Source organism: Nonomuraea sp. WAC 01424, assembly GCF_003947315.1.
GTDB classification, from domain to species: Bacteria; Actinomycetota; Actinomycetes; order Streptosporangiales; family Streptosporangiaceae; genus Nonomuraea; species Nonomuraea spiralis.
Genome location: NZ_QHHZ01000002.1, coordinates 763,279 through 781,622, shown reverse-complemented (window position 1 = coordinate 781,622; position 18,344 = coordinate 763,279). Strand labels below are relative to the sequence as shown.

The following is an 18,344-nucleotide window of genomic DNA, read 5'->3' as shown; positions in this document are numbered from 1 at the left end:
CCGGCTTGGTCGCTCCGCGCCACGAGATTAGGTCACGTACGGCGTGCCCGGTGCCATGACCGCCGGAAACGACCGTGACCCGGGCGTGATGTTTCCGCGGCACAGCATACTCAGAGCCGGACATTTCGTGGAATATCATTGCCAAAGTCTTTCCCGTTCTCTGACCGTTTCCGCAGGTCAGGCCGGACGATCAGGGCCCCCGCGAGGCAGGCCAGAGGCACGGCCGGGAGCACGTACCGGTAGTCGAACTCGGCCACGGCAGGTGGTACGACGAGCAGCACGACGGCTGCCGACCAGGGCACCAGCCAGGCCGGCGGACCCGCCTGGCGCGGGCCGCGCACCCGGCGCACGAGGGCCGCGACGGGCGGCGTGAGCAGGAGCGCCAGCAGCACCGGGCCGGGCAGGCGCACCACGCTCTGGTAGCCCCGCAGCCATCCGGCGTAGGGCTCGACGATCTCCGTACCGATCGCACCCTGCTCATAGAGCTTGGCATACTCGGCGCCGACCTGCGCGGGATAGCGCCCAGGCGGTCCAGGAGGCGTCGCCGGGAACTGGTAGTAGGCGTAGACCTCGGGGTCGGGATAGACCGGGCGGCCCCACGTGAACGTACGGCCCAGCTCGCGCAGCACGGAGGCCGCGTAGTCGAGCGGCTGGCTGGTGACGGCCAGGGTCGCGAACCTGGAGGCCAGGTCGTCGTTCGCCTTCGAGAACGTGATCCCCGGCAGCTTCACCAGCGGCGAGTCCTTGGACCAGATGTACTCCTGCGAGGGCGGGCGCGACTCCGGCGGACGGGGATCGCACAACACCCGCAGGTCGGCCGGAGGGTTCATCCGGGCGCAGTCGGCGAAGGACATCGTGCGGGCGTAGAGGAAGGCGCCGTTCGCGCCGACCAGGCCGACGCGGTGGTAGGTGGCGTAGAACCAGCCGCCGTAGGCGATCACCGGGACCAGCGCGGCGGCGAGCAGCACCCCGGCCAGGCCCACACGCCTGCGCAGCACGTACCAGGCGGCCAGGACGACGATGAGCGGCTGGCCCACGGTCCTGGTGAGGGTGGCGGCGGCCAGCAGGAGGCCGATGGCGGCGACGGTGGCGGGCCGTTCCGTACGGCTCAGGGCCACGGCCGCGACCACCAGGAACAGGAACAACGTGTCGGAGACCAGCAGGTGCTCCAGCTCGACCTGGTACGCGTCGAGCAGCACGGGCACGGCCGCGAGCGTGGCCGCCCACCGGGGGGCCCGGCGCGCGGTCGCGTAGACGATGACGCCGGTGGCCAGGCCGAGCAGGTGTTGCGCGGCGATGACCGCCCAGAAGCCGTGGAAGGGCTCCAGGAGCTTCATGAACATCGAGTAGCCCGCCGGGCGCACCAGGTCGGGGCGCGGCCGGAAGACGGTGACGACGTAGGTGTAGGAGTCGGGGAACCACAGGGCCGGGCGGTAGCCGAGCATGGCGAGCGAGCGCAGGACCACGCCGGCCGCGAGGACGCCCGCGAACCAGCCGTGCCGTCGCCACCAGGCGGCCTTCCTCGCGCGCGACGGCGTACGCAACAACCTGGCCAGGGGCGTGCCGCCGCGGGCCGGGGTCCCCGCACGAGGCTCCGGCTTCACCCGCGCGTCATCCCGCTCCTCCTGCACCTCGCGTACGCTACCCGCGATTCCGCGGACCCCGTGACTCCGGCGTTGGATACGCTCGCTCACCGATGGAACGTGATAGATCGGGCCGTGTGCTGGCCGCGCTGTCGCTGTCGCCCGCGCTCGCCGTGGCGGGCTGGCTGCTCGCGGGCCTGCCGCTGCTGCTGGCCGGCCGCTTCGCGCCGCTGCCCGCGCTGCTGCTCGGACTGCCCGCCGCGGCGGCGCTGTGCTGGGTGGGCACGCGCGGCCTCCTGCGCTGCGCGGGCGGCCCGGGCCAGGGTGTCCAGGCCACGGCCTGGCAGGTGGCGGGGATCGTGGCGGTGGCCGCCGGGTCGGGCGTGTTCAACACGATCCTGCACGCCGAGCAGCTCCTCGTCCGGCGCGACCCGGCCACCTACGCCCAGTACACCGCCTGGATCGCCGGGTACGGCTCGCTGCCGATCCCGGACCAGGCGGCGGCGTTCGGCGGCGCCGACCCCTCGCTCCTGTACTTCGACAGCGTCGGCACCTACCCGGTGGACGGCGGCGTGGTGCCGCAGTTCATGCCGGGGCCGCCGATGTTGTTCGCGATCGGCGACTGGCTCGGCGTGCCGTTCGCGGTTCCGGCCGTGCTGGGCGCGCTGGCCGTGCTGGCGGTGGCCGGGGTGGCGGCGCGGCTGGCCGGCGGGCGGTGGGCGGTGCTCGCGGCGGCGGCGTTCGCGGTGAGCCTGCCGGTCCTCTACACCTCGCGTACGACCTTCAGCGAGATCCCGTCGCTGATCCTGCTGTTCGGCGGCCTGGCCCTGACCCAGGACGCGATCGAGGCCGACCGGCCCGGCTGGGGACGCGGCCTGGTCGCCGGGCTGGTCCTGGGGCTGGCCGTGCTGGTCAGGGTGGACGGGCTGCGCGACGTGCTGCCGGTGCTGGCGTTCGCGGGGTTGCTGATCGCGATGCGGCGGTCCGGCAGGCCGCAGGGGGCGGTGGGGGTGCCGCTGCTGGCGGGGCTGGTGGCGGGGGCGGGGCTCGGGCTGGTGGCGGCGTACGTGCTGGCGCGGCCGTACCTGGAGTATTTGTCCGGGTCGGTGCGGCCGTTGCTGATGATCTGCGCGGCCGTGCTCGTGCTCACGCCGGTCGGTGTGCTGGCCGCGCCCGCGCTGGCCAGGATCCGGCCCCCGCGCTGGCTGCCCACGGCAGGGGCCACGCTGGTCGCGCTGGTCATGGCCGGTCTGTACGCCCGCCCCTGGTTCCAGACCGTGACCAGGACGCCCGCGAACCTCGACGACGCCCGTACGGCCAGGTTCATCGCCGAGACGCAGAAGGGCAACGGGCTGCCCGTCCAGGCGGACCGGCTCTACTTCGAGTACTCCCTCCACTGGGTGACCTGGTACATCGGCATCCCGGCCGTGGTGCTGGCCACGGTGGCGGCGGCCGTGCTGCTGCGCCGGCTGCTGCGTGACGGCAGGCCGTTCGGGTGGTTGCTGCCGCTGGCGATGTTCGGCTGGACGACGGTCACCACGCTGCTGCGGCCCGAGATCACCCCCGACCAGCCGTGGGCCTCGCGGCGGCTGGTCCCGATCGTGATCCCCGGGCTGATCGTGCTGGCGGTGTGGGGGCTGGGCTGGTTGCGGGAACGGTCGTGGTTGCGGGAGCCGGCGCGGCGATGGGTGACGGCCGCCGGAGTGCTGCTGGTGCTCGTGCCGCCGGCGGTGACCTCGATCGGCACCGCGTTCACGCCGATCGAGCGCGGGGAGGCGGCGGCGGTCCGTACGTTGTGCGCGGCGATCCCGCCGGACGCGTCGGTGTTGTTCGTCGAACGGGTGACCGGCGACCGGCTCACCCAGCTCGTCCGCGGCATGTGCGGCCGCCCGGCGGCGCAGGTGAGGCGGGATTCGGGCGACCTCGCGCCGGAGCAGCGGGTACGGGCCGCGATCGCCCGGGTCAGGGCGGCCGGCCGGGTGCCGGTCGTGCTCGCCGCGAACGCCGGCCAGGTCGCGCCCTACGGCCCGCCGCGCCAGATCATGGCCCTGGTCACGCGCCAGGACGAACGCTCGCTCGTCGACCCGCCCGACGGCACCTGGTCCCTGTCGGTGGACGTGTGGATGGCGGTGGGTTGACCCGATCTGAGCGGATCGCGATAGTCGTGCGCATGTCTGAGAGCGATGAGCTGTCGTTCGGCGACGACCGCGAGCCCTGGTTACGAGGCTGGATCGAGGCCCACGGGCGGCTGACGGCGCTGGTCGTGGCGGGCGTCGTGCTGCTGGCGGGGCTCGGCGCGGGCGGCTGGTACCTGCACCGGCGCTCGCTCCTGCCCGCGCCCCCGCCGGTCGCCGCGCTTCCCGTCGTGGACGGTTTCGTCGTCTCGCTGTGCACCGAAGGGCTGGAGGGTTGCCCGGACGGCACGGCCGAACGAGTGCTGGCGTTGATCCGGAGCATCCCCGAGGCCGTCGCGCCCACGCTAGTGCCCGCCGCCGAGCTCGAACGACGCTGGTCCCAGCGGACGATCAACGGCGAGGCGGGGGTGGACTACCGCGCGCTCGTGCAGGCGCAGATCATCGAGGCAGGGCTGCGCGGCCCGGCCGACTACGAAGCCGTCAAGCGGCGGCTGGCCGGGGAGCAGAGCATCCAGGTCATGCCCAGGATGCCCGACTTCTGGAAGGGCAAGGCCGACCTGAGCGTCGTGATGTGCGGCCGGGAGCGGCGGTTCGCCGGGTGCCGGACCGGCGCGGCGACCGAGGCGCAGCGCGACGCCGTCGTGGCCCGGCTGCGCGAGCTGGACGGCGTGGACGAGGTGTTCCTCCAGGACAAGCCGTTCGGCCTGCGGCTTTCCCGGCTCTATCAGGGCGACGCGCCGCCGCTCACGCTCGACCGGGTCCCCGAGATCCTGTACGTCCGCTTCGACGACCCGGCCAGGGCCAGGGCGGTGGGTCAGGAGATGCTCAGGATGCCCGGCGTAGGATGGTCGCAGCTGATCAAGTGAGCGTAAAGCCCGTCGATGTGGACTCGGCTCTCAGCGGGGCAGAGTACCCTCGACCCCCGTGAGCACGCTTGAGACCCCCAAGAGTGGACCTGCCGTGGAAGAAGCGCCGTACGTCACGATCGTCCTGCCCTGCTACAACGAGCAGGACCACGTCATCGACGAGGTCGAGCGCATCACGCGGGCGATGGACTCCAGCGGCTACACCTACGAGCTGGTCGCCGTCGACGACTGCTCGACCGACCAGACCCTGGCCCGGCTCGAAGAGGCCGCCCCCGAATACCCCCACCTGCGCATCCGCGCCTTCCACCGCAACGGCGGCTCGGGCACCGTGCGCCGCATCGGCACGCAGGAGGCCAGGGGCGAGATCGTCGTCTGGACCGACGCCGACATGACCTACCCCAACGAGCGCATCCCCGAGCTGGTGCAGATCCTGGAGAAGGACCAGACGGTCGACCAGGTGGTCGGCGCGCGCACCACCGAGGAGGGCTCGCACAAGATCCTGCGGGTGCCGGCCAAGTGGGTGATCCGCAAGGTGGCCGAGAAGCTCGCCGGGCAGAAGATCCCCGACCTCAACTCCGGGCTGCGCGCCTTCCGCAAGTCGGTGGCCCGGCCCTACCTGCGGCTGCTGCCGCCCGGGTTCTCGTGCGTCACCACGATCACGCTGTCGTTCCTGTCCAACCAGCACGACGTCTACTACCTGCCGATCGAGTACGCCAAGCGGGCCGGCAAGTCGAAGTTCAGCTTCATCTCCGACGCCTACCGCTACATCCTCCAGGTGCTGCGGATGATCATGTACTTCAACCCGCTCAAGGTGCTCATGCCGCCCGCGCTCTGGCTGGTGGCGATCGGGTTCGTGAAGGGCGTCTGGGACATGGTCCGGCAGCCGTTCTACTTCCCGGCCAACACGGTCATGATCTTCCTGTCCGGCCTGCTGATCGGCTCGGTGGCGCTGCTGGCCGACCTGATCGTGCGGTCGCGGGGGGAATAGCGGGTGCGCATCGCGATCGTCGGCCCGACCCATCCGTACAAGGGGGGCGGGGCGCAGCACACCACCGAGCTGGCGCACCGGCTGACGGCCCAGGGGCACGACGTGGTGATCGAGTCGTGGCGGGCGCAGTACCCGTCCTTCCTCTACCCGGGGCAGCAGACGATCTCCGAGCCCGAGGGCACGCCGTACCCGAGGACCGAGCGGCGGCTCGACCAGCAGCGGCCCGACGGGTGGTTCGCGGCGGGGCGGCGGCTGCGCGGCGCGGACCTGGTGGTGCTGGCCGTGCTCAGCTCGGTGCAGGTTCCTCCGTATCTGGGGATCCTGTCCGGGACAGGGCGGAAGGTCCGGACGGTCGCGCTCTGCCACAACGTGCTGCCGCACGAGCGCAAGCCCTACGACCAGCCGCTCATGAAGGCGCTGCTGCGGCGGGTGGACGGCGTGCTGACCCACTCCGAGCAGCAGGCCGAGCTGGCCAGAGGGCTCGCGCCGGGCAAGCCGGTCGGGGTGGCGGGGCTGCCGCCGCACCTGCCGTCCACGTCGGCCGAGAAGTCCGGACAGGTACGCCGCCGGTTGTTGTTCTTCGGGATGGTACGCCCGTACAAGGGGCTCGACCTGCTGCTGCGGGCGTTGCCCGACGGGGTGTCGCTGACCGTGGCGGGCGAGTTCTGGGGCGGGCTCGACGGGACGAAAGCGCTGATCGACGAGCTGGGCCTGGCCGAACGGGTCGAGCTGCGGCCCGGTTACGTCGCCGCCGCCGACGTGCCGAAGTTGTTCGCCGCGGCCGACGCGCTGGTGTTGCCGTACCGGAGCGCCACCGCCAGCCAGAACGTCTGGCTCGGCCACGAGCACGGCGTGCCGGTGATCGCCACCCGGGTCGGCGCGCTGGCCGACCACGTGACCGACGGCGTGGACGGACTGCTGGTCGAGCCGGGTGACGCGGGCGCGCTGCGCGCGGCGATCGAGCGCTTCTACGCCTCGGGCGAGCCGGAGAGGTTGCGGTCGGGGGTCAAGGCGGTCGATCCAGAGCCGTTCTGGGCCGCGTACGCGGGCACGCTGCTCGGCATCTGACGGCCGAGCACGAACGCGACCCCCGCGGCGACCGCGTCGGCCAGCGTGAACGCCAGCCGCGACACGATCGCCACCGCGATGGCCGGGGCGGTGCCGATGACCGGCCCGAGCACCAGCACCAGCGCGCCCTCCCGTACGCCCACCCCGGCGGGCACGATGAAGGTGAGGATGCCGGTGCACCAGGCGAACGCGTACGCGCCGGTCGCCACGAGGTAGAGGTCGGCTCGGCCGGTCAGCAGCCAGGTGTGCAGGCCGTAGACGAACCAGCCGAGCACGGTCCAGGCCACCGTGACGACGACCGTACGGCCGGGCAGCGCGCTCTCCAGCGGTTCCTTGCGGGCGATCCGCAGTGCCAGGTTGAGGCCCCAGGTGAGCACCTTGGGATGCAGGCACACGATGATCACCGGCACCAGCAGCACCACGTACCAGGCCCGGCGCACGGCCTCGTGCGAGCCGAGCGTGGCGGCCGCGACCGAGATGCCGACGCCGAGGTTGACCACCAGCCCGAGCGAGATCGTCGCGAACGTGCGCCGCGGCGGGCTCCCGTGGTCGCGCCCGAGGTCCATCATGGCCGCGTACGCCCACACAGCGCCCGGGATGTACTTGCCGAGCTGGCCCACGAACATGATCCGCCCGGCCACCCGCAGCGGCAGCCGCGTGCCGAGCCCCGCCATGATCTGCCGCCAGGCCACCAGCATGCAGAGCTGTCCGGCCAGCACCGCCCCGAACGCCCCGAGCACCGCCCAGGGCGACAGTCTGGCCAGGGCCTGCGTGGTCTCGGTCCAGTTGGTCGCCAGGCCGTAGCCGAGGAAGGCGAGGGCGACCAGCGCGAGCAGGACGCGCAGCAGGCGGCGCAGCATCAGCCCAGGCTACGCGCGAGCCACCGGGAAGAGCCAGAGCCGCGGGCTCATGTCGGGCGGCCCATGTCTGGCGGCTCAACGTGCCGAGGCCCGCGGCGCGGGTACTGTTGGGCGACGTGGGCAAGCAACGGGTCGCGCAGCTCGAGTACTCCGAATTCCAGTCGGCCATGCTCGACGAGGACAAACGCCGCCGCAAGGCCGCGAAGATCATCGCCGTCCTGGAGCACTTCCAGGGGCCGCTCGGCGGGCTGACCGTGGGCGACGTCGGCTGCTCGGCCGGGTTCATCGCCGACGAGCTGGCACGGGCCGGGGCCAAGCACACGCTGGGCATCGACATCGACGTGCCGGGGCTGCGCAAGGCCGCCGACCGGTTCGGCGAGCGGGTGGCGTTCGTCTGCGGCGACGGCACCGCGCTGCCCTTCCCCGACGGCTCGCTCGACGTGCTGGTGTTCAACCACATCTACGAGCACGTGGTCGACCCCGACGCCGTGGTGGCCGAGATGCACCGCGTGCTGTCCGACGACGGCGTGCTCTACCTCGGGCTCGGTAACCGGCTCGGGGTCGTCGAGCCGCACTACAAGCTGCCGTTCCTGTCCTACCTGCCGCCCACGCTGGCCGACCGGTACGTCCGCGCCTTCGGCCGCGCCGACCACTACTACGAGCGGTTCAGGACGCGGCGGGGGCTGCGCAGGATGTTGCGGGCCTTCCACGTATGGGACTACACGTTCCCCGTGCTGGCCACGCCGACCAGGTTCGCCGGCTCGGAGCTGTTCCCCGGCGCGCTGGGCCGGGTGGTCAAGGCCGTGCTGGCCCGTGCTCCGCGCGAGGTGCTGCGGCTGCTGCTGCCGATCGTGCCGACGTACCTGTGGGTGGCCACCAAGACGCCGCGCAGGCCCGCGGGGGCCGCGCTGCCGCAGCCGCCCGAGCGGGTCCTGCCGCTGTGAGCCTCGTGGACGAGACCGGCGCGAGCGCGGTCCCCGGGCGGTCGCTCCCGCGCAGGCTGCTGCGCTTCGGCTTCCTCGCCGTCGCGCTCGCCTTCGGCGTGTGGGCGGTGGCCAGGCAGTGGGACGCCGTGGTGGCCGGGTTCGCCCGGCTGTCGTGGCCGGCGCTGGCCGGGTCGCTGGTCGCCGTGGTCGCCGCGCTGCTCGGGGCCATGCTCACCTGGCGTACGCTGCTGGCCGATCTGGGCTCGCCGCTGCAGCTGCGGCCGGCCGCCAAGGTGTTCTTCGTCGGCCAGCTCGGCAAGTACATCCCCGGCGCGGTCTGGCCGGTGCTCGCCCAGATGGAGATGGGCCGCGACCTCGGCGTGCCGCGTCCGCGCAGCGCGGCGGCGTTCTTCCTGATGATGCCCGTCCAGATCGCCAGCGGCCTGCTCGTCACGCTGGTCACGCTCGGCTGGGACCGGTTCGGCTGGGTGTTGCTGTTCATCCCGCTGCTGCTGGTGCTGCTGGAGCCGAAGGTCATCAACGGCGTGATCGGCTTCGGCCTGCGCAAGCTCGGGCGCGACCCCCTCGAACGCCCGCTCACCCGCCGCGGCATGCTCACCGCGCTCGGCTGGGCGCTGGCCGGCTGGGCGGCCTACGGCGTGCACTTCTACTTCATCGCGCCCCAGGGCGGCCTGCTGTTCGCCGTCGGCGCGTTCGCCCTGTCGTGGTGCCTGGGCATCGTGACCTTCGTCGTGCCGGCGGGGGCGGGGGTGCGCGAGGTGGCCATGGTGGCCGTGCTCGCTCCGGTGCTCGACAGCGCGGCGGCCATCGCGGTGGCCCTTTCCTCCCGCATTGTCATCGTGCTAGGGGACCTGATCTGCGCAGGCTTGGCGGGAATCGCCTCACGTCGGGACTCAGTGTGATTTGGCCCACGATTTGGGGGAGGCTGGTCATAAGCTGAACCGAAGAGGGGGGACTTGCCAGGTCCCACGTCGATCTTGAGGGGAGAAGATCTACGTAATGCCTCGAATGCTCGTCGATGCCGCAGCGGTCCCCGCCGACCGCGGCGCGTTGATCAGGTACGTGGACGGGCTCGTGGCCGCGCTCCACCGGGCCGGGGCCGATCTGGCCGTGGTCTGCCAGCGTGCGGAAGCGGAAAGGTACCAGCGGCTGGCGCCTTCGGCCCGTGTCATCCCCGGTCCCGTCGCCATCACCAACAGGGCCACCCGGCTCGCCTGGGAGCAGACCGGCGTGCCGCTGCTCGCCCGCCAGACGGGGGCCGAGGTCATCCACGCCCCCTACTACTCGATGCCGCTGCGTTCCGGCGTGCCGACCGTCGTGACGGTGCACGACGTGACCTGGTTCACCGAGCCCGAGCAGCACAGCCCGGCCAGGGCCGCGTTCTTCCGCTCGGCGACCCGTACGGCCGTCCGCCATGCCCGGCGCGTGATCGTGCCGTCCAAGGCGACCAGGGACGAACTGGTACGCGTGTTGTCGGCCGACCCCACCCGCATCGACGTCGCCTACCACGGCGTCGACGTCGCCCAGTTCCACCCGCCGAGCGCGGAGGAGATCCGCCGCGCGGCTTCGAGATGCGGGCTGAACGGACAGCCGTACGTGGCCTTCCTCGGCAACCTCGACCCCCGCAAGAACGTCCCCAACCTGATCCGCGGCTTCGCCGCCGCCGTGAAGCGGCTGGAGACGCCGCCCGCGCTGGTGCTCGGCGGCGGCGTGCACGAGGACGACGTCGACGCCGCCTGCCGCGAGGTCGAGGCCACCGTCCGGGTGATCAGGCCCGGATACCTGCGCGCGCCCGATCTGCCGGGGTTCCTCGGCGGGGCGCTCGTCGTGGCGTTCCCCTCGCGGGGCGAGGGCTTCGGCATGCCGGTGCTGGAGGCCATGGCCTGCGGCGCGGCCGTGCTCACCACCCATCGCACCTCGCTGCCCGAGGTGGGCGGCGACGCGGTCGCCTACACCGAGCCGGACGCCGACAGCATCGCCGACGCCCTGGGCGAACTGCTGGCCTCCGCCGAGCGCAGGAGGCAGTTGCAGGAGGCCGGGCAGGCACGGGCACGTGAGTTCACCTGGGCCGCTTCCGCGGAGGCCCATCTCAACTCTTATCAACGCGCAATCGAATAGTTCGCTACAGTCACGGAGTGATGGAGAGCTCTTTGCCAGACCTCGAGGCGATCCTCCTGGTCGGGGGGCAGGGCACACGCCTGCGCCCGCTGACACTGGGCACGCCCAAGCCGCTGCTGCCGACCGCCGGAGTGCCGTTCCTGGCCCACCAACTGGCGCGGGCCCGGTCCTTCGGCGTACGCCGGATCGTGTTCGCGACCTCGTACAAGGCGTCGATGTTCGAGCCCGTCTTCGGTGACGGGGCGGCCTTCGGGCTCTCGCTCGAATACATCACCGAGGAGACGCCGCTCGGCACCGGCGGGGCCATCCGCAACGCCGCCGAGGCGCTCACGTCGGGCTCCGACGACCCGGTGCTCATCCTCAACGGCGACATCCTCTCCGGGCACGACATCGGCGACCAGGTACGCACCCACTGCGAGCGCGGCGCCGCCGTGACGCTCCACCTGACGGAAGTGGACGACCCCACGCGGTTCGGCTGCGTGCCGACCGACGAGTCCGGACGGGTGACCGCGTTCCTGGAGAAGACCCCCAACCCGGTCACCAACCGCATCAACGCCGGCTGCTACGTGTTCACCCGCTCGGTGATCGACTCGATCCCGCGCGGCGAGGTCGTCTCCGTCGAGCGCGAGACGTTCCCCGGGCTGATCGACTCCGGCGAGCTGGTGCTCGGCTACGCCGACCGTACGTACTGGCTCGACGTGGGCACCCCGGCCGCGTTCGTGAAGGGCTCGCGCGACCTGGTGCTCGGGCGGCTCGACTCGCCCGCGATGCCCGGCCCGCAGGGCGAGCACCTCGCGCTCGAAGGGGCCGAGATCTCGGCCGAGGCCGAGGTCCAGGGCGGCAGCGCGGTCGGCGCGCGGGCCGTCGTCGAGGCGGGCGCGTCGGTCGTGGGATCGGTCCTGTGCGACGACTGCGTCATCGAGGGCGGCGCCACCGTCCAGGACTCGGTGGTGGGCAAGGGCGCCCGCATCTGCGCCGGCACGGTGGTACGCGACGCGGTGATCGGCGACGGCGCGGTGGTCGGGCCCGGCAACGAGTTGCAGGGCGGCGTACGTGTCTGGCCCGGCATCGAGCTGCCCGAGTGCGCGGTGCGCTACTCCAGCGACGTGTGAGCGACCACCTGCCCGTGGGCGGCACACTGGACAGGTGATGGAACGCAGGTGGGAGCCCGCCGGGCCGCTCGACGTCGAGCTGGCGCTGGGCCCCCACCGGCGCGGCACCGGCGATCCCGCCTGGCGCAGGACCCCCGACGGCTCGGTCTGGCGCACCTGCCGCACCCCCGACGGCCCGAGCACGCTGCGGGTGAACGTCGTGGCCGGGGCCGTGCACGCCCAGGCGTGGGGGCCGGGCGCCGGATGGTCGCTGGAGACGCTGCCCGCCCTGCTCGGCGCGTTCGACGACGTCTCCGGCTTCCGCGTCCGGCACGACGTGCTGGCCGACGTGGCCCGCAAGCACGCCGGCCTGCGGATCGGGCGTACCGGGCGGGTCATGGAGGCGCTGGTGCCCGCCGTGCTGGAGCAGAAGGTCGTCGGCCGGGAGGCGTGGCGGGCCTGGCGCTGGCTGCTCGGCCACTACGGCGAGCCCGCCCCCGGCCCGGCGCCCGAGGGCATGCGGGTGGCGCCCGAGCCGGTCGTGTGGCGGCAGATCCCGAGCTGGCACTGGCACCGGGCGGGCGCGGAGGCCGTGCGGGCCAGGACGATCGCCAACGCCGCCTGGCACGCCGCCAAGCTGGAGGCCGCCGCCACCACGCAGGAGCTCGACCGGCTGCTGCGGGCCCTGCCGGGCATCGGCGTGTGGACGTCGGCCGAGGTGCGCCAGCGTGTCTTCGGTGACGCCGACGCGGTGAGCGTGGGCGACTTCCACCTGGCCAAGCTGGTCGGTTACGCGCTGACGGGGGAGAAGACCGACGATCAGGGCATGATGCGGCTGCTGGAGCCGTACCGGGGGCATCGGCACCGGGCGACGGTGCTCATCTGGCTCAGCGGCCTGCGCCCGCCGGCCCGCGGGCCGCGGATGGCGGCGCGGGACTACCGGTCGTTCTGACCGGCGGCCCTGGGTGCGCGTCGCGAACTCAGGGGTGCGTACTGTGCCTTTATGAGTCTTGTCAGTGATTCCGCGCTCCGCCGCGCCCTCGCCCGTGCTCGTGACGGCAAGGCGCTCGACGTCACCGAGGCCACGGTCCTGCTGCACGCGCGGGGCGAGCAGCTCGACGCGCTGCTCGATCACGCCTCCCGCGTACGGGACGCCGGGCTGAAGGCAGCCGGCCGGGAAGGGGTGATCACCTACAGCAGGAAGGTGTTCATCCCGCTGACCAGGTTGTGCCGTGACCGCTGTGGCTACTGCACGTTCGCCACCGCGCCGCACAAGCTGGAGTCGCTCTTCCTGAGCCCGGACGAGGTGCTGGAGATCGCCCGGCAGGGCGCCGCGATGGGCTGCAAGGAGGCGCTGTTCACGCTGGGGGACCGGCCGGAGGACCGCTGGCACCAGGCCCGCGAATGGCTGGACGCGCACGGCTATGACGACACCTTGTCCTACGTACGGGCCATGGCGATCAGGGTGCTGGAGGAGACCGGGCTGCTGCCGCACCTGAACCCCGGCGTGCTGAGCTGGCGCGACCTGCAACGGCTGAAGCCGGTCGCGCCGTCGATGGGCATGATGCTGGAGACCACCTCGCGGCGGCTGTTCGAGGAGAAGGGACAGCCGCACCACGGTTCGCCGGACAAGGACCCGGCGGTGCGGCTGCGGGTGCTGGAGGACGCCGGGCGCACCAACGTGCCGTTCACGACCGGGATCCTCATCGGCATCGGCGAGACCGTCCAGGACCGGGCCGAGTCGATCTTCGCCATCCGGAAGGTCGCCCGCGAGTACGGCGGCATCCAGGAGGTCATCGTCCAGAACTTCCGCGCCAAGCCGGACACGGCCATGCGCGGCCTGCCGGACGCCGACCTGCACGAGCTCGCGGCCACGATCGCCGTGGCGCGCCTGGTCCTCGGCCCCCGCGTACGCCTCCAGGCCCCGCCCAACCTGGTCGACTCCGAGTACGCGCTGATGATCCGCGCCGGCATCGACGACTGGGGCGGCGTGTCGCCGCTGACCCCCGACCACGTCAACCCCGAACGCCCCTGGCCGCAGATCGACGACCTGGCGGCCCGTACCGCGGAGTCCGGCTTCGACCTGCGGGAACGTCTGACGATCTACCCCGAGTACGTCCAGGCCGGCGAGCCCTGGCTGGACCCGCGGCTGTTCGCGCACGTCGAGGCCCTGGCCGATCCCGCCACCGGGCTGGCCCGCGCGGACGCCGTGGTGGAGGGGCGTCCCTGGCAGGAGCCCGACGGCGGGTTCGCCGCCGCCGGCCGGGTGGACCTGCACGTCGAGGTGGACACCACCGGCCGCACGAACGACCGGCGCGACGACTTCGACCACGTCTACGGCGACTGGGCGGCCCTGCGCGAACGGCTCGGCACGGCCGCGCCCTCGACGCCGAGCGACGTGCGGCAGGCGCTCAGGCGGGCCGCGTCCGACCCCGCCGGGCTGACCGACGCCGAGGCGGTCGCGCTGCTCGGCGCGGAGGGCGAGGCGCTGGACGAGCTGGCCGCCATCGCCGTCGAGCTGCGCGAGGAGGTCGCCGGCGACGAGGTCACCTACGTCGTCAACCGGAACATCAACTTCACCAACGTCTGCTACACCGGCTGCCGCTTCTGTGCCTTCGCCCAGCGCAGGACCGACGCCGACGCGTACACGCTGAGCCTGGACCAGGTGGCCGACCGGGCCGAGGAGGCGTGGGCGGCGGGCGCGACCGAGGTGTGCATGCAGGGCGGCATCCATCCCGACCTGCCGGGAACCGCGTACTTCGACATCGCCAGGGCGGTCAAGGCCAGGACGCCGGACATGCACGTGCACGCGTTCTCCCCGATGGAGGTCATCAACGGCGCCTCACGGACGAACCTGTCCGTACGCGACTGGCTGGAGGCCGCCAAGGAGGCCGGCGTGGACTCGCTGCCCGGCACGGCGGCCGAGATCCTCGACGACGACGTGCGCTGGGTGCTGACCAAGGGCAAGCTGCCGGCCAAGGAGTGGATCGAGGTCATCACGACGGCCCACGAGGTCGGCATCCCGACGACGTCCACGATGATGTACGGCCACGTGGACAACCACCTGCACTGGGTCAGGCACATCAAGCTGATCAGGCGGCTGCAGGAGCAGACCGGCGGGTTCTCGGAGTTCGTGTTGCTGCCGTTCGTGCACACCAGCGCCCCGATCTACCTGGCCGGCATCGCCCGGCCCGGCCCGACCGCGCAGGAGAACCGCGCGGTGCACGCCCTGGCCAGGATCCTGCTGCACGGCGCGATCCCCAACATCCAGTGCTCGTGGGTCAAGCTCCAGGACGACCTGTGCCGCCAGGTGCTCCGGGGCGGCGTGAACGACCTCGGCGGCACCCTCATGGAGGAGACGATCAGCCGGATGGCGGGGTCGGAGAACGGCTCGTACAAGACGATCAGTGAGCTGCGCGAGATGGTCGAGGTCACCGGCAGGCCGGTGCGCCAGCGCACCACCGAGTACGGCCGTCCCACGTCCGAGCGGCTGGCCGCCGCGCAGGCGAGCGACGGCGTGTGCCAGAGCGTGAGAAGGGTCTTGCCGATGGCGTAGTTATAACAAGTTCTAACAAGGGTTGCGGGCGGTATGGGAGGCCCTGGGAGAATCATCACTCCACCGGAGAGAGGTTCATCGTGCGGTTGGGTCGACACCGTGCCGCGCTGCCTCCCGTGCAGCGACGCAGGAAAGCGCTCCAACGTGGCATATTGGCGGGCCTCGCCGCCGTGGTCGTCGCCGCGGGCAGCCTGTACGTGGTCCTGGGCGGCGGTCCCGCCCTCTGCGTGTCGCGAGAGCCTGTTCTGGTCAGCGTGGCCGCCGCCGTGGACGTGGCGCCGGCGGTCATGGAGGCCGCCGGGCGCTTCAACGGGACGAAGACGTCGGTCGGCGGCCGGTGCGTGCTGGTCCAGGTCACCGAGCAGCCGCCGGCCACGGTGCTGCGCACGCTGATCGGCGACCGGGCCGGCGTGCTGCGCGAGCGCCCGGACGGCTGGATCGCCGACTCCTCGGCCTGGATCAGGCTGGCCCGCAGCCAGGGCGCGAGCTCGCTGCCCGCGGGGGAGACCGTGGTGGCCACCTCGCCGCTGGTGTTCGCCACGCGGTCGTCGCTGGCCCGGCGCTTCTCGGTCGGCCGGACCGAGATGAACTGGCGGATGGTCTTCCCACCGACCGTGCGCGGGCGGCTCACCCCCAACTCGAACGAGCCCGACGTCGTACGGGTGCCCGATCCGTCCCTGGTCGGCGCGGGGATCGCCACCGTGGCCGCGGCCAGGGACGTCGTGGGCACCGGCGAGACCGCCGACAAGGCGCTGACCGCGTTCGTCCGGTGGGCGCAGGCCGGGTCGGCGCCCGACTACCGCAGCATGCTCGAAGCCGTGGACGACCGCGGTTTCTGGCAGCGGCCGGTGGTGATCGTCCCCGAGCAGTCGGTGTGGAACCACAACCAGGTGCCCTCCGCCGACCCGGTGGTGGCGCTGCACCCGCGCGAGGGCACGATCGACCTCGACTATCCCTACGTCGTCACGGCCGCCGACCCCGCGGTCGCGGAGGCGTCCACGGCCTTCGCCGACTGGCTGAAGGGCACGCAGGCCCAGGAGATCGTCCGGCGCGCCGGGTTCAGGTCGGGCGACGGCCGGCTGGGGCCGCTCTCGCCGGGGCCGCAGATCCCGTCCGAGGCGCCGAAGACCAGGCCGTCGGTGTCGCAGCAGGACATCGACGAGGCGCTGCGCGCCTGGAGCAGGCTGGCGCCGCCGACCAACATCCTCGTGCTGGCCGACACCTCCAAGCACATGGCCGAGCCGCTGAACGGCAGCACCAAGGTGCGCATCGCGCTGGCCGCGGCCAAGATCGGGTTGCAGCTCTTCCCGAACTCCACGCACATGGGCATGTGGGAGTTCGCCGACAAGGTCGGGAACATCAGGGGCTACCGGGAGCGCGTCGGACTCGGCCCGATCAGCGAGCCGGAGTCGGGCCAGGTGTTGCGGCGCAGCGTACTCGACGAGCTGACCAGCACCATCGCCCCGCACCCCGACCTGGACAGCTCGCTCTACGACGCGGTGCTCAGCGGGTTCCGCAAGGTCAGCGGCGACTACCGCGACGACATGAACAACACGCTGCTGGTGATCACCGCGGGCAGGGACGACGGCAAGGGCGTGAAGCTTCCGCAGCTTCTGAACACCCTGCGGAACGAATGGGATCCGGACAAGCCCGTACAGATCGTCATCATCGCGTTCGGCAAGGACGTGGACCGCGGCAGCCTGTCGCAGATCACGGCGGTCACGAACGGTTCGCTGCACGAGGCCCAGGAGCCCGGGGAGATCATCGACGTCTTCCTCGGCGCCCTGGCCCGCCGGCTCTGCCACCCCACCTGCAAGCCGGCCACCTGAGGGGATGCCGGTCGCCCGGCACCCCCTCGGTCTAGATCTGCTGCACGGTGGCGTTCTCGCCGCGATGGTGGAAGTGGGACACGAGCTTGTCCAGCGACCACGCGCCGCTGCCCAGCAGCGCCAGCATCAGGAACGACCACGAGAACATGGCCGCGGTCTCGCCCCCGTTCTGCAACGGGAACAGGCCCTTGGGCAAGTGGACGGTGAAGTAGGCGTAGGCCATCGTGCCCGAGCAGAGCAGGGCGGCGACGCGGGTGGCGAGCCCGACGAGGACGAGGCCGCCCGCGCCGAGCTCGATCACCCCCGCCCACCAGTCGGGCCACTGGCCTACGGAGGGGGTCGTTCCGCCGTACGGGCCGCCGAGTACGCCGAACAGAGTGGCGGCCCCGTGGCAGGCGAACAGCAGGCCCACCACGATGCGGAACAGCGACAGCGCGGCGTCACGAAGCTTGGTCATCGACGTGTCCAGACCTCAGATCCGCTGCCAGAGCGCCGGGACGTTCGGCGGCTCCCAGCCCGCGATGGCCGTGTGGGGCTGCAGGCACCGGTAGGAGACGCCGTTGTAGGTGACCGTGCTGCCCGCGGTGTAGGCCGTACCGGCCTTCCAGGTGCCCGCCGCCGTCGTGGTCGGCGTCGGGGTCGGGGTGGGCGTCGGGGTCACGGTCGGGGTCGGGGTCGGGGTCGGGGTGGGGGTCGGCTGACCGCCGCCGCCGATCTGCAGGTCGATGCAGGAGTAGAAGGCGTTAGAGGTGTCGGAGATGTTCCAGATCGCGAGAACCTTCTGGCGGCCGGAGTAGCCGGAGAGGTTCACCGTGTGGGAGATCGTCGACGGCGGCTGCTGGCCGTTGCCGTTGAAGACGGCGACCCGGGTGCCGCCGATGTAGTACTCGTAGTTGAGCGTGGCGTGCCTGGCGGTGAACGTCCAGGTGAAGGTGACCGAGTTGCCCACAGAGGTGGCGGGCCACGGCTTGCTCTCGTCACTGAGCTGAGCGAACTGTCCAAGATTCGCGTTGCAGCTCCGCAGGCCCTTCGGCCCTTCCACGCTCTGCGGCTCATAGATGATCTGGCCGCAGTCGGGCACCTTGCCCTGGGCGCAGAACGCCTGCCGGCTGGGGGGTGAGTTCACATAGCCGTGGGCGAACGCGGGAGAGGTGTTGAACACCGCCGTGGCGATGGTGATCACCGCCACGGCGACTAACGTGAGAGTCCTTCGCATTGAAGTGGCTCCTTTACATGGGGGGATAGTCCAAATGTAAAGGAAAGTTTCCTAACGGTAAACGGTTGGCTTACCAGATTTCCGGAC

The 18,344-nt window shown here is 71.9% G+C and carries 15 protein-coding genes; 11 read left to right on the top strand and 4 right to left on the bottom strand.

Annotated elements, in window-relative coordinates:
* Positions 1-110: 110 nt before the first annotated feature.
* A complete protein-coding gene (locus DMB42_RS08910) occupies positions 111-1,631 on the bottom strand; it encodes a hypothetical protein (protein WP_260477572.1) in 1,521 nt (506 codons plus the stop codon).
* Positions 1,632-1,696: 65 nt separating this feature from the next.
* Here DMB42_RS08910 and DMB42_RS08905 point away from each other — a divergent pair, with 65 nt between their 5' ends.
* The 4 genes from DMB42_RS08905 to DMB42_RS08890 are packed head-to-tail and all read left to right on the top strand — an operon-like array spanning position 1,697 to position 6,640.
* Positions 1,697-3,721, top strand: coding sequence for a glycosyltransferase family 39 protein (locus DMB42_RS08905; RefSeq protein ID WP_125632418.1), 2,025 nt, complete (start codon positions 1,697-1,699; stop codon positions 3,719-3,721).
* 32 nt (positions 3,722-3,753) lie between these two features.
* The gene (locus tag DMB42_RS08900) at positions 3,754-4,584 is read left to right on the top strand and encodes a hypothetical protein (RefSeq protein ID WP_125632417.1); all 831 of its coding nucleotides are present in this window, start codon (positions 3,754-3,756) and stop codon (positions 4,582-4,584) included.
* Positions 4,585-4,642: 58 nt separating this feature from the next.
* Positions 4,643-5,572, top strand: a complete 930-nt coding sequence (locus DMB42_RS08895) for a glycosyltransferase family 2 protein (RefSeq protein ID WP_125632415.1) — start codon at positions 4,643-4,645, stop codon at positions 5,570-5,572.
* Positions 5,573-5,575: 3 nt separating this feature from the next.
* Entirely contained in the window at positions 5,576-6,640 is a 1,065-nt protein-coding gene (locus DMB42_RS08890) for a glycosyltransferase family 4 protein (protein WP_125632414.1), read from the top strand.
* Here the strand turns inward: DMB42_RS08890 and DMB42_RS08885 are convergent.
* Positions 6,541-7,500, bottom strand: a complete 960-nt coding sequence (locus tag DMB42_RS08885; RefSeq protein WP_125632412.1) for a lysylphosphatidylglycerol synthase domain-containing protein — start codon at positions 7,498-7,500, stop codon at positions 6,541-6,543. The two genes, DMB42_RS08890 and DMB42_RS08885, sit on opposite strands and share 100 nt — an antisense overlap.
* A gap of 116 nt (positions 7,501-7,616) precedes the next feature.
* On the opposite strand from DMB42_RS08885, the gene DMB42_RS08880 reads away from it, so the two are divergent.
* The 7 genes from DMB42_RS08880 to DMB42_RS08850 all read left to right on the top strand — a co-directional run bounded on the left by DMB42_RS08880 (position 7,617) and on the right by DMB42_RS08850 (position 17,041).
* The gene (locus DMB42_RS08880) at positions 7,617-8,444 is read left to right on the top strand and encodes a class I SAM-dependent methyltransferase (protein WP_125632410.1); all 828 of its coding nucleotides are present in this window, start codon (positions 7,617-7,619) and stop codon (positions 8,442-8,444) included.
* Positions 8,441-9,349 carry a flippase-like domain-containing protein gene (locus tag DMB42_RS08875; RefSeq protein WP_260477571.1) on the top strand — a complete coding sequence of 303 codons (909 nt, stop codon included), beginning with the start codon at positions 8,441-8,443 and terminating at the stop codon, positions 9,347-9,349. Before DMB42_RS08880 ends, DMB42_RS08875 begins: the two co-directional genes overlap by 4 nt.
* A 106-nt stretch (positions 9,350-9,455) precedes the next feature.
* A complete protein-coding gene (locus DMB42_RS08870) occupies positions 9,456-10,565 on the top strand; it encodes a glycosyltransferase family 1 protein (RefSeq protein WP_125632408.1) in 1,110 nt (369 codons plus the stop codon).
* Positions 10,566-10,585: 20 nt separating this feature from the next.
* Positions 10,586-11,677: a sugar phosphate nucleotidyltransferase gene (locus tag DMB42_RS08865; RefSeq protein ID WP_125632406.1), complete on the top strand. Its 1,092-nt coding sequence runs from the start codon at positions 10,586-10,588 to the stop codon at positions 11,675-11,677.
* 37 nt (positions 11,678-11,714) lie between these two features.
* Positions 11,715-12,608, top strand: a complete 894-nt coding sequence (locus DMB42_RS08860; RefSeq protein WP_125632750.1) for a DNA-3-methyladenine glycosylase — start codon at positions 11,715-11,717, stop codon at positions 12,606-12,608.
* 51 nt (positions 12,609-12,659) lie between these two features.
* Positions 12,660-15,212: a bifunctional FO biosynthesis protein CofGH gene (locus tag DMB42_RS08855; protein ID WP_125632404.1), complete on the top strand. Its 2,553-nt coding sequence runs from the start codon at positions 12,660-12,662 to the stop codon at positions 15,210-15,212.
* 152 nt (positions 15,213-15,364) lie between these two features.
* Complete coding sequence (locus tag DMB42_RS08850) at positions 15,365-17,041, top strand: substrate-binding and VWA domain-containing protein (RefSeq protein WP_260477569.1); 1,677 nt, start codon at positions 15,365-15,367, stop codon at positions 17,039-17,041.
* A gap of 31 nt (positions 17,042-17,072) precedes the next feature.
* On the opposite strand, the gene DMB42_RS08845 is transcribed toward DMB42_RS08850, so the two are convergent.
* Together DMB42_RS08845 and DMB42_RS08840 are read right to left on the bottom strand one after the other, a co-directional pair.
* Positions 17,073-17,498, bottom strand: coding sequence for a DoxX family protein (locus tag DMB42_RS08845; protein WP_125632403.1), 426 nt, complete (start codon positions 17,496-17,498; stop codon positions 17,073-17,075).
* A gap of 15 nt (positions 17,499-17,513) precedes the next feature.
* Positions 17,514-18,257 (bottom strand): lytic polysaccharide monooxygenase, encoded by a 744-nt coding sequence (locus DMB42_RS08840; protein ID WP_125632401.1) that lies wholly within the window; start codon positions 18,255-18,257, stop codon positions 17,514-17,516.
* Positions 18,258-18,344: the final 87 nt, after the last annotated feature.

Excerpts from the sequence above, each read along its gene's own strand:
- DMB42_RS08855 (WP_125632404.1), top strand. The coding sequence starts at position 12,660 with ATGAGTCTTGTCAGTGATTCCGCGCTCCGCCGCGCCCTCGCCCGTGCT.
- DMB42_RS08845 (WP_125632403.1), bottom strand. The coding sequence starts at position 17,498 with ATGACCAAGCTTCGTGACGCCGCGCTGTCGCTGTTCCGCATCGTGGTG.
- DMB42_RS08885 (WP_125632412.1), bottom strand. The coding sequence starts at position 7,500 with ATGCTGCGCCGCCTGCTGCGCGTCCTGCTCGCGCTGGTCGCCCTCGCC.
- DMB42_RS08900 (WP_125632417.1), top strand. The coding sequence starts at position 3,754 with ATGTCTGAGAGCGATGAGCTGTCGTTCGGCGACGACCGCGAGCCCTGG.
- DMB42_RS08870 (WP_125632408.1), top strand. The coding sequence starts at position 9,456 with ATGCTCGTCGATGCCGCAGCGGTCCCCGCCGACCGCGGCGCGTTGATC.
- DMB42_RS08860 (WP_125632750.1), top strand. The coding sequence starts at position 11,715 with ATGGAACGCAGGTGGGAGCCCGCCGGGCCGCTCGACGTCGAGCTGGCG.
- DMB42_RS08905 (WP_125632418.1), top strand. The coding sequence starts at position 1,697 with ATGGAACGTGATAGATCGGGCCGTGTGCTGGCCGCGCTGTCGCTGTCG.
- DMB42_RS08865 (WP_125632406.1), top strand. The coding sequence starts at position 10,586 with ATGGAGAGCTCTTTGCCAGACCTCGAGGCGATCCTCCTGGTCGGGGGG.
- DMB42_RS08840 (WP_125632401.1), bottom strand. The coding sequence starts at position 18,257 with ATGCGAAGGACTCTCACGTTAGTCGCCGTGGCGGTGATCACCATCGCC.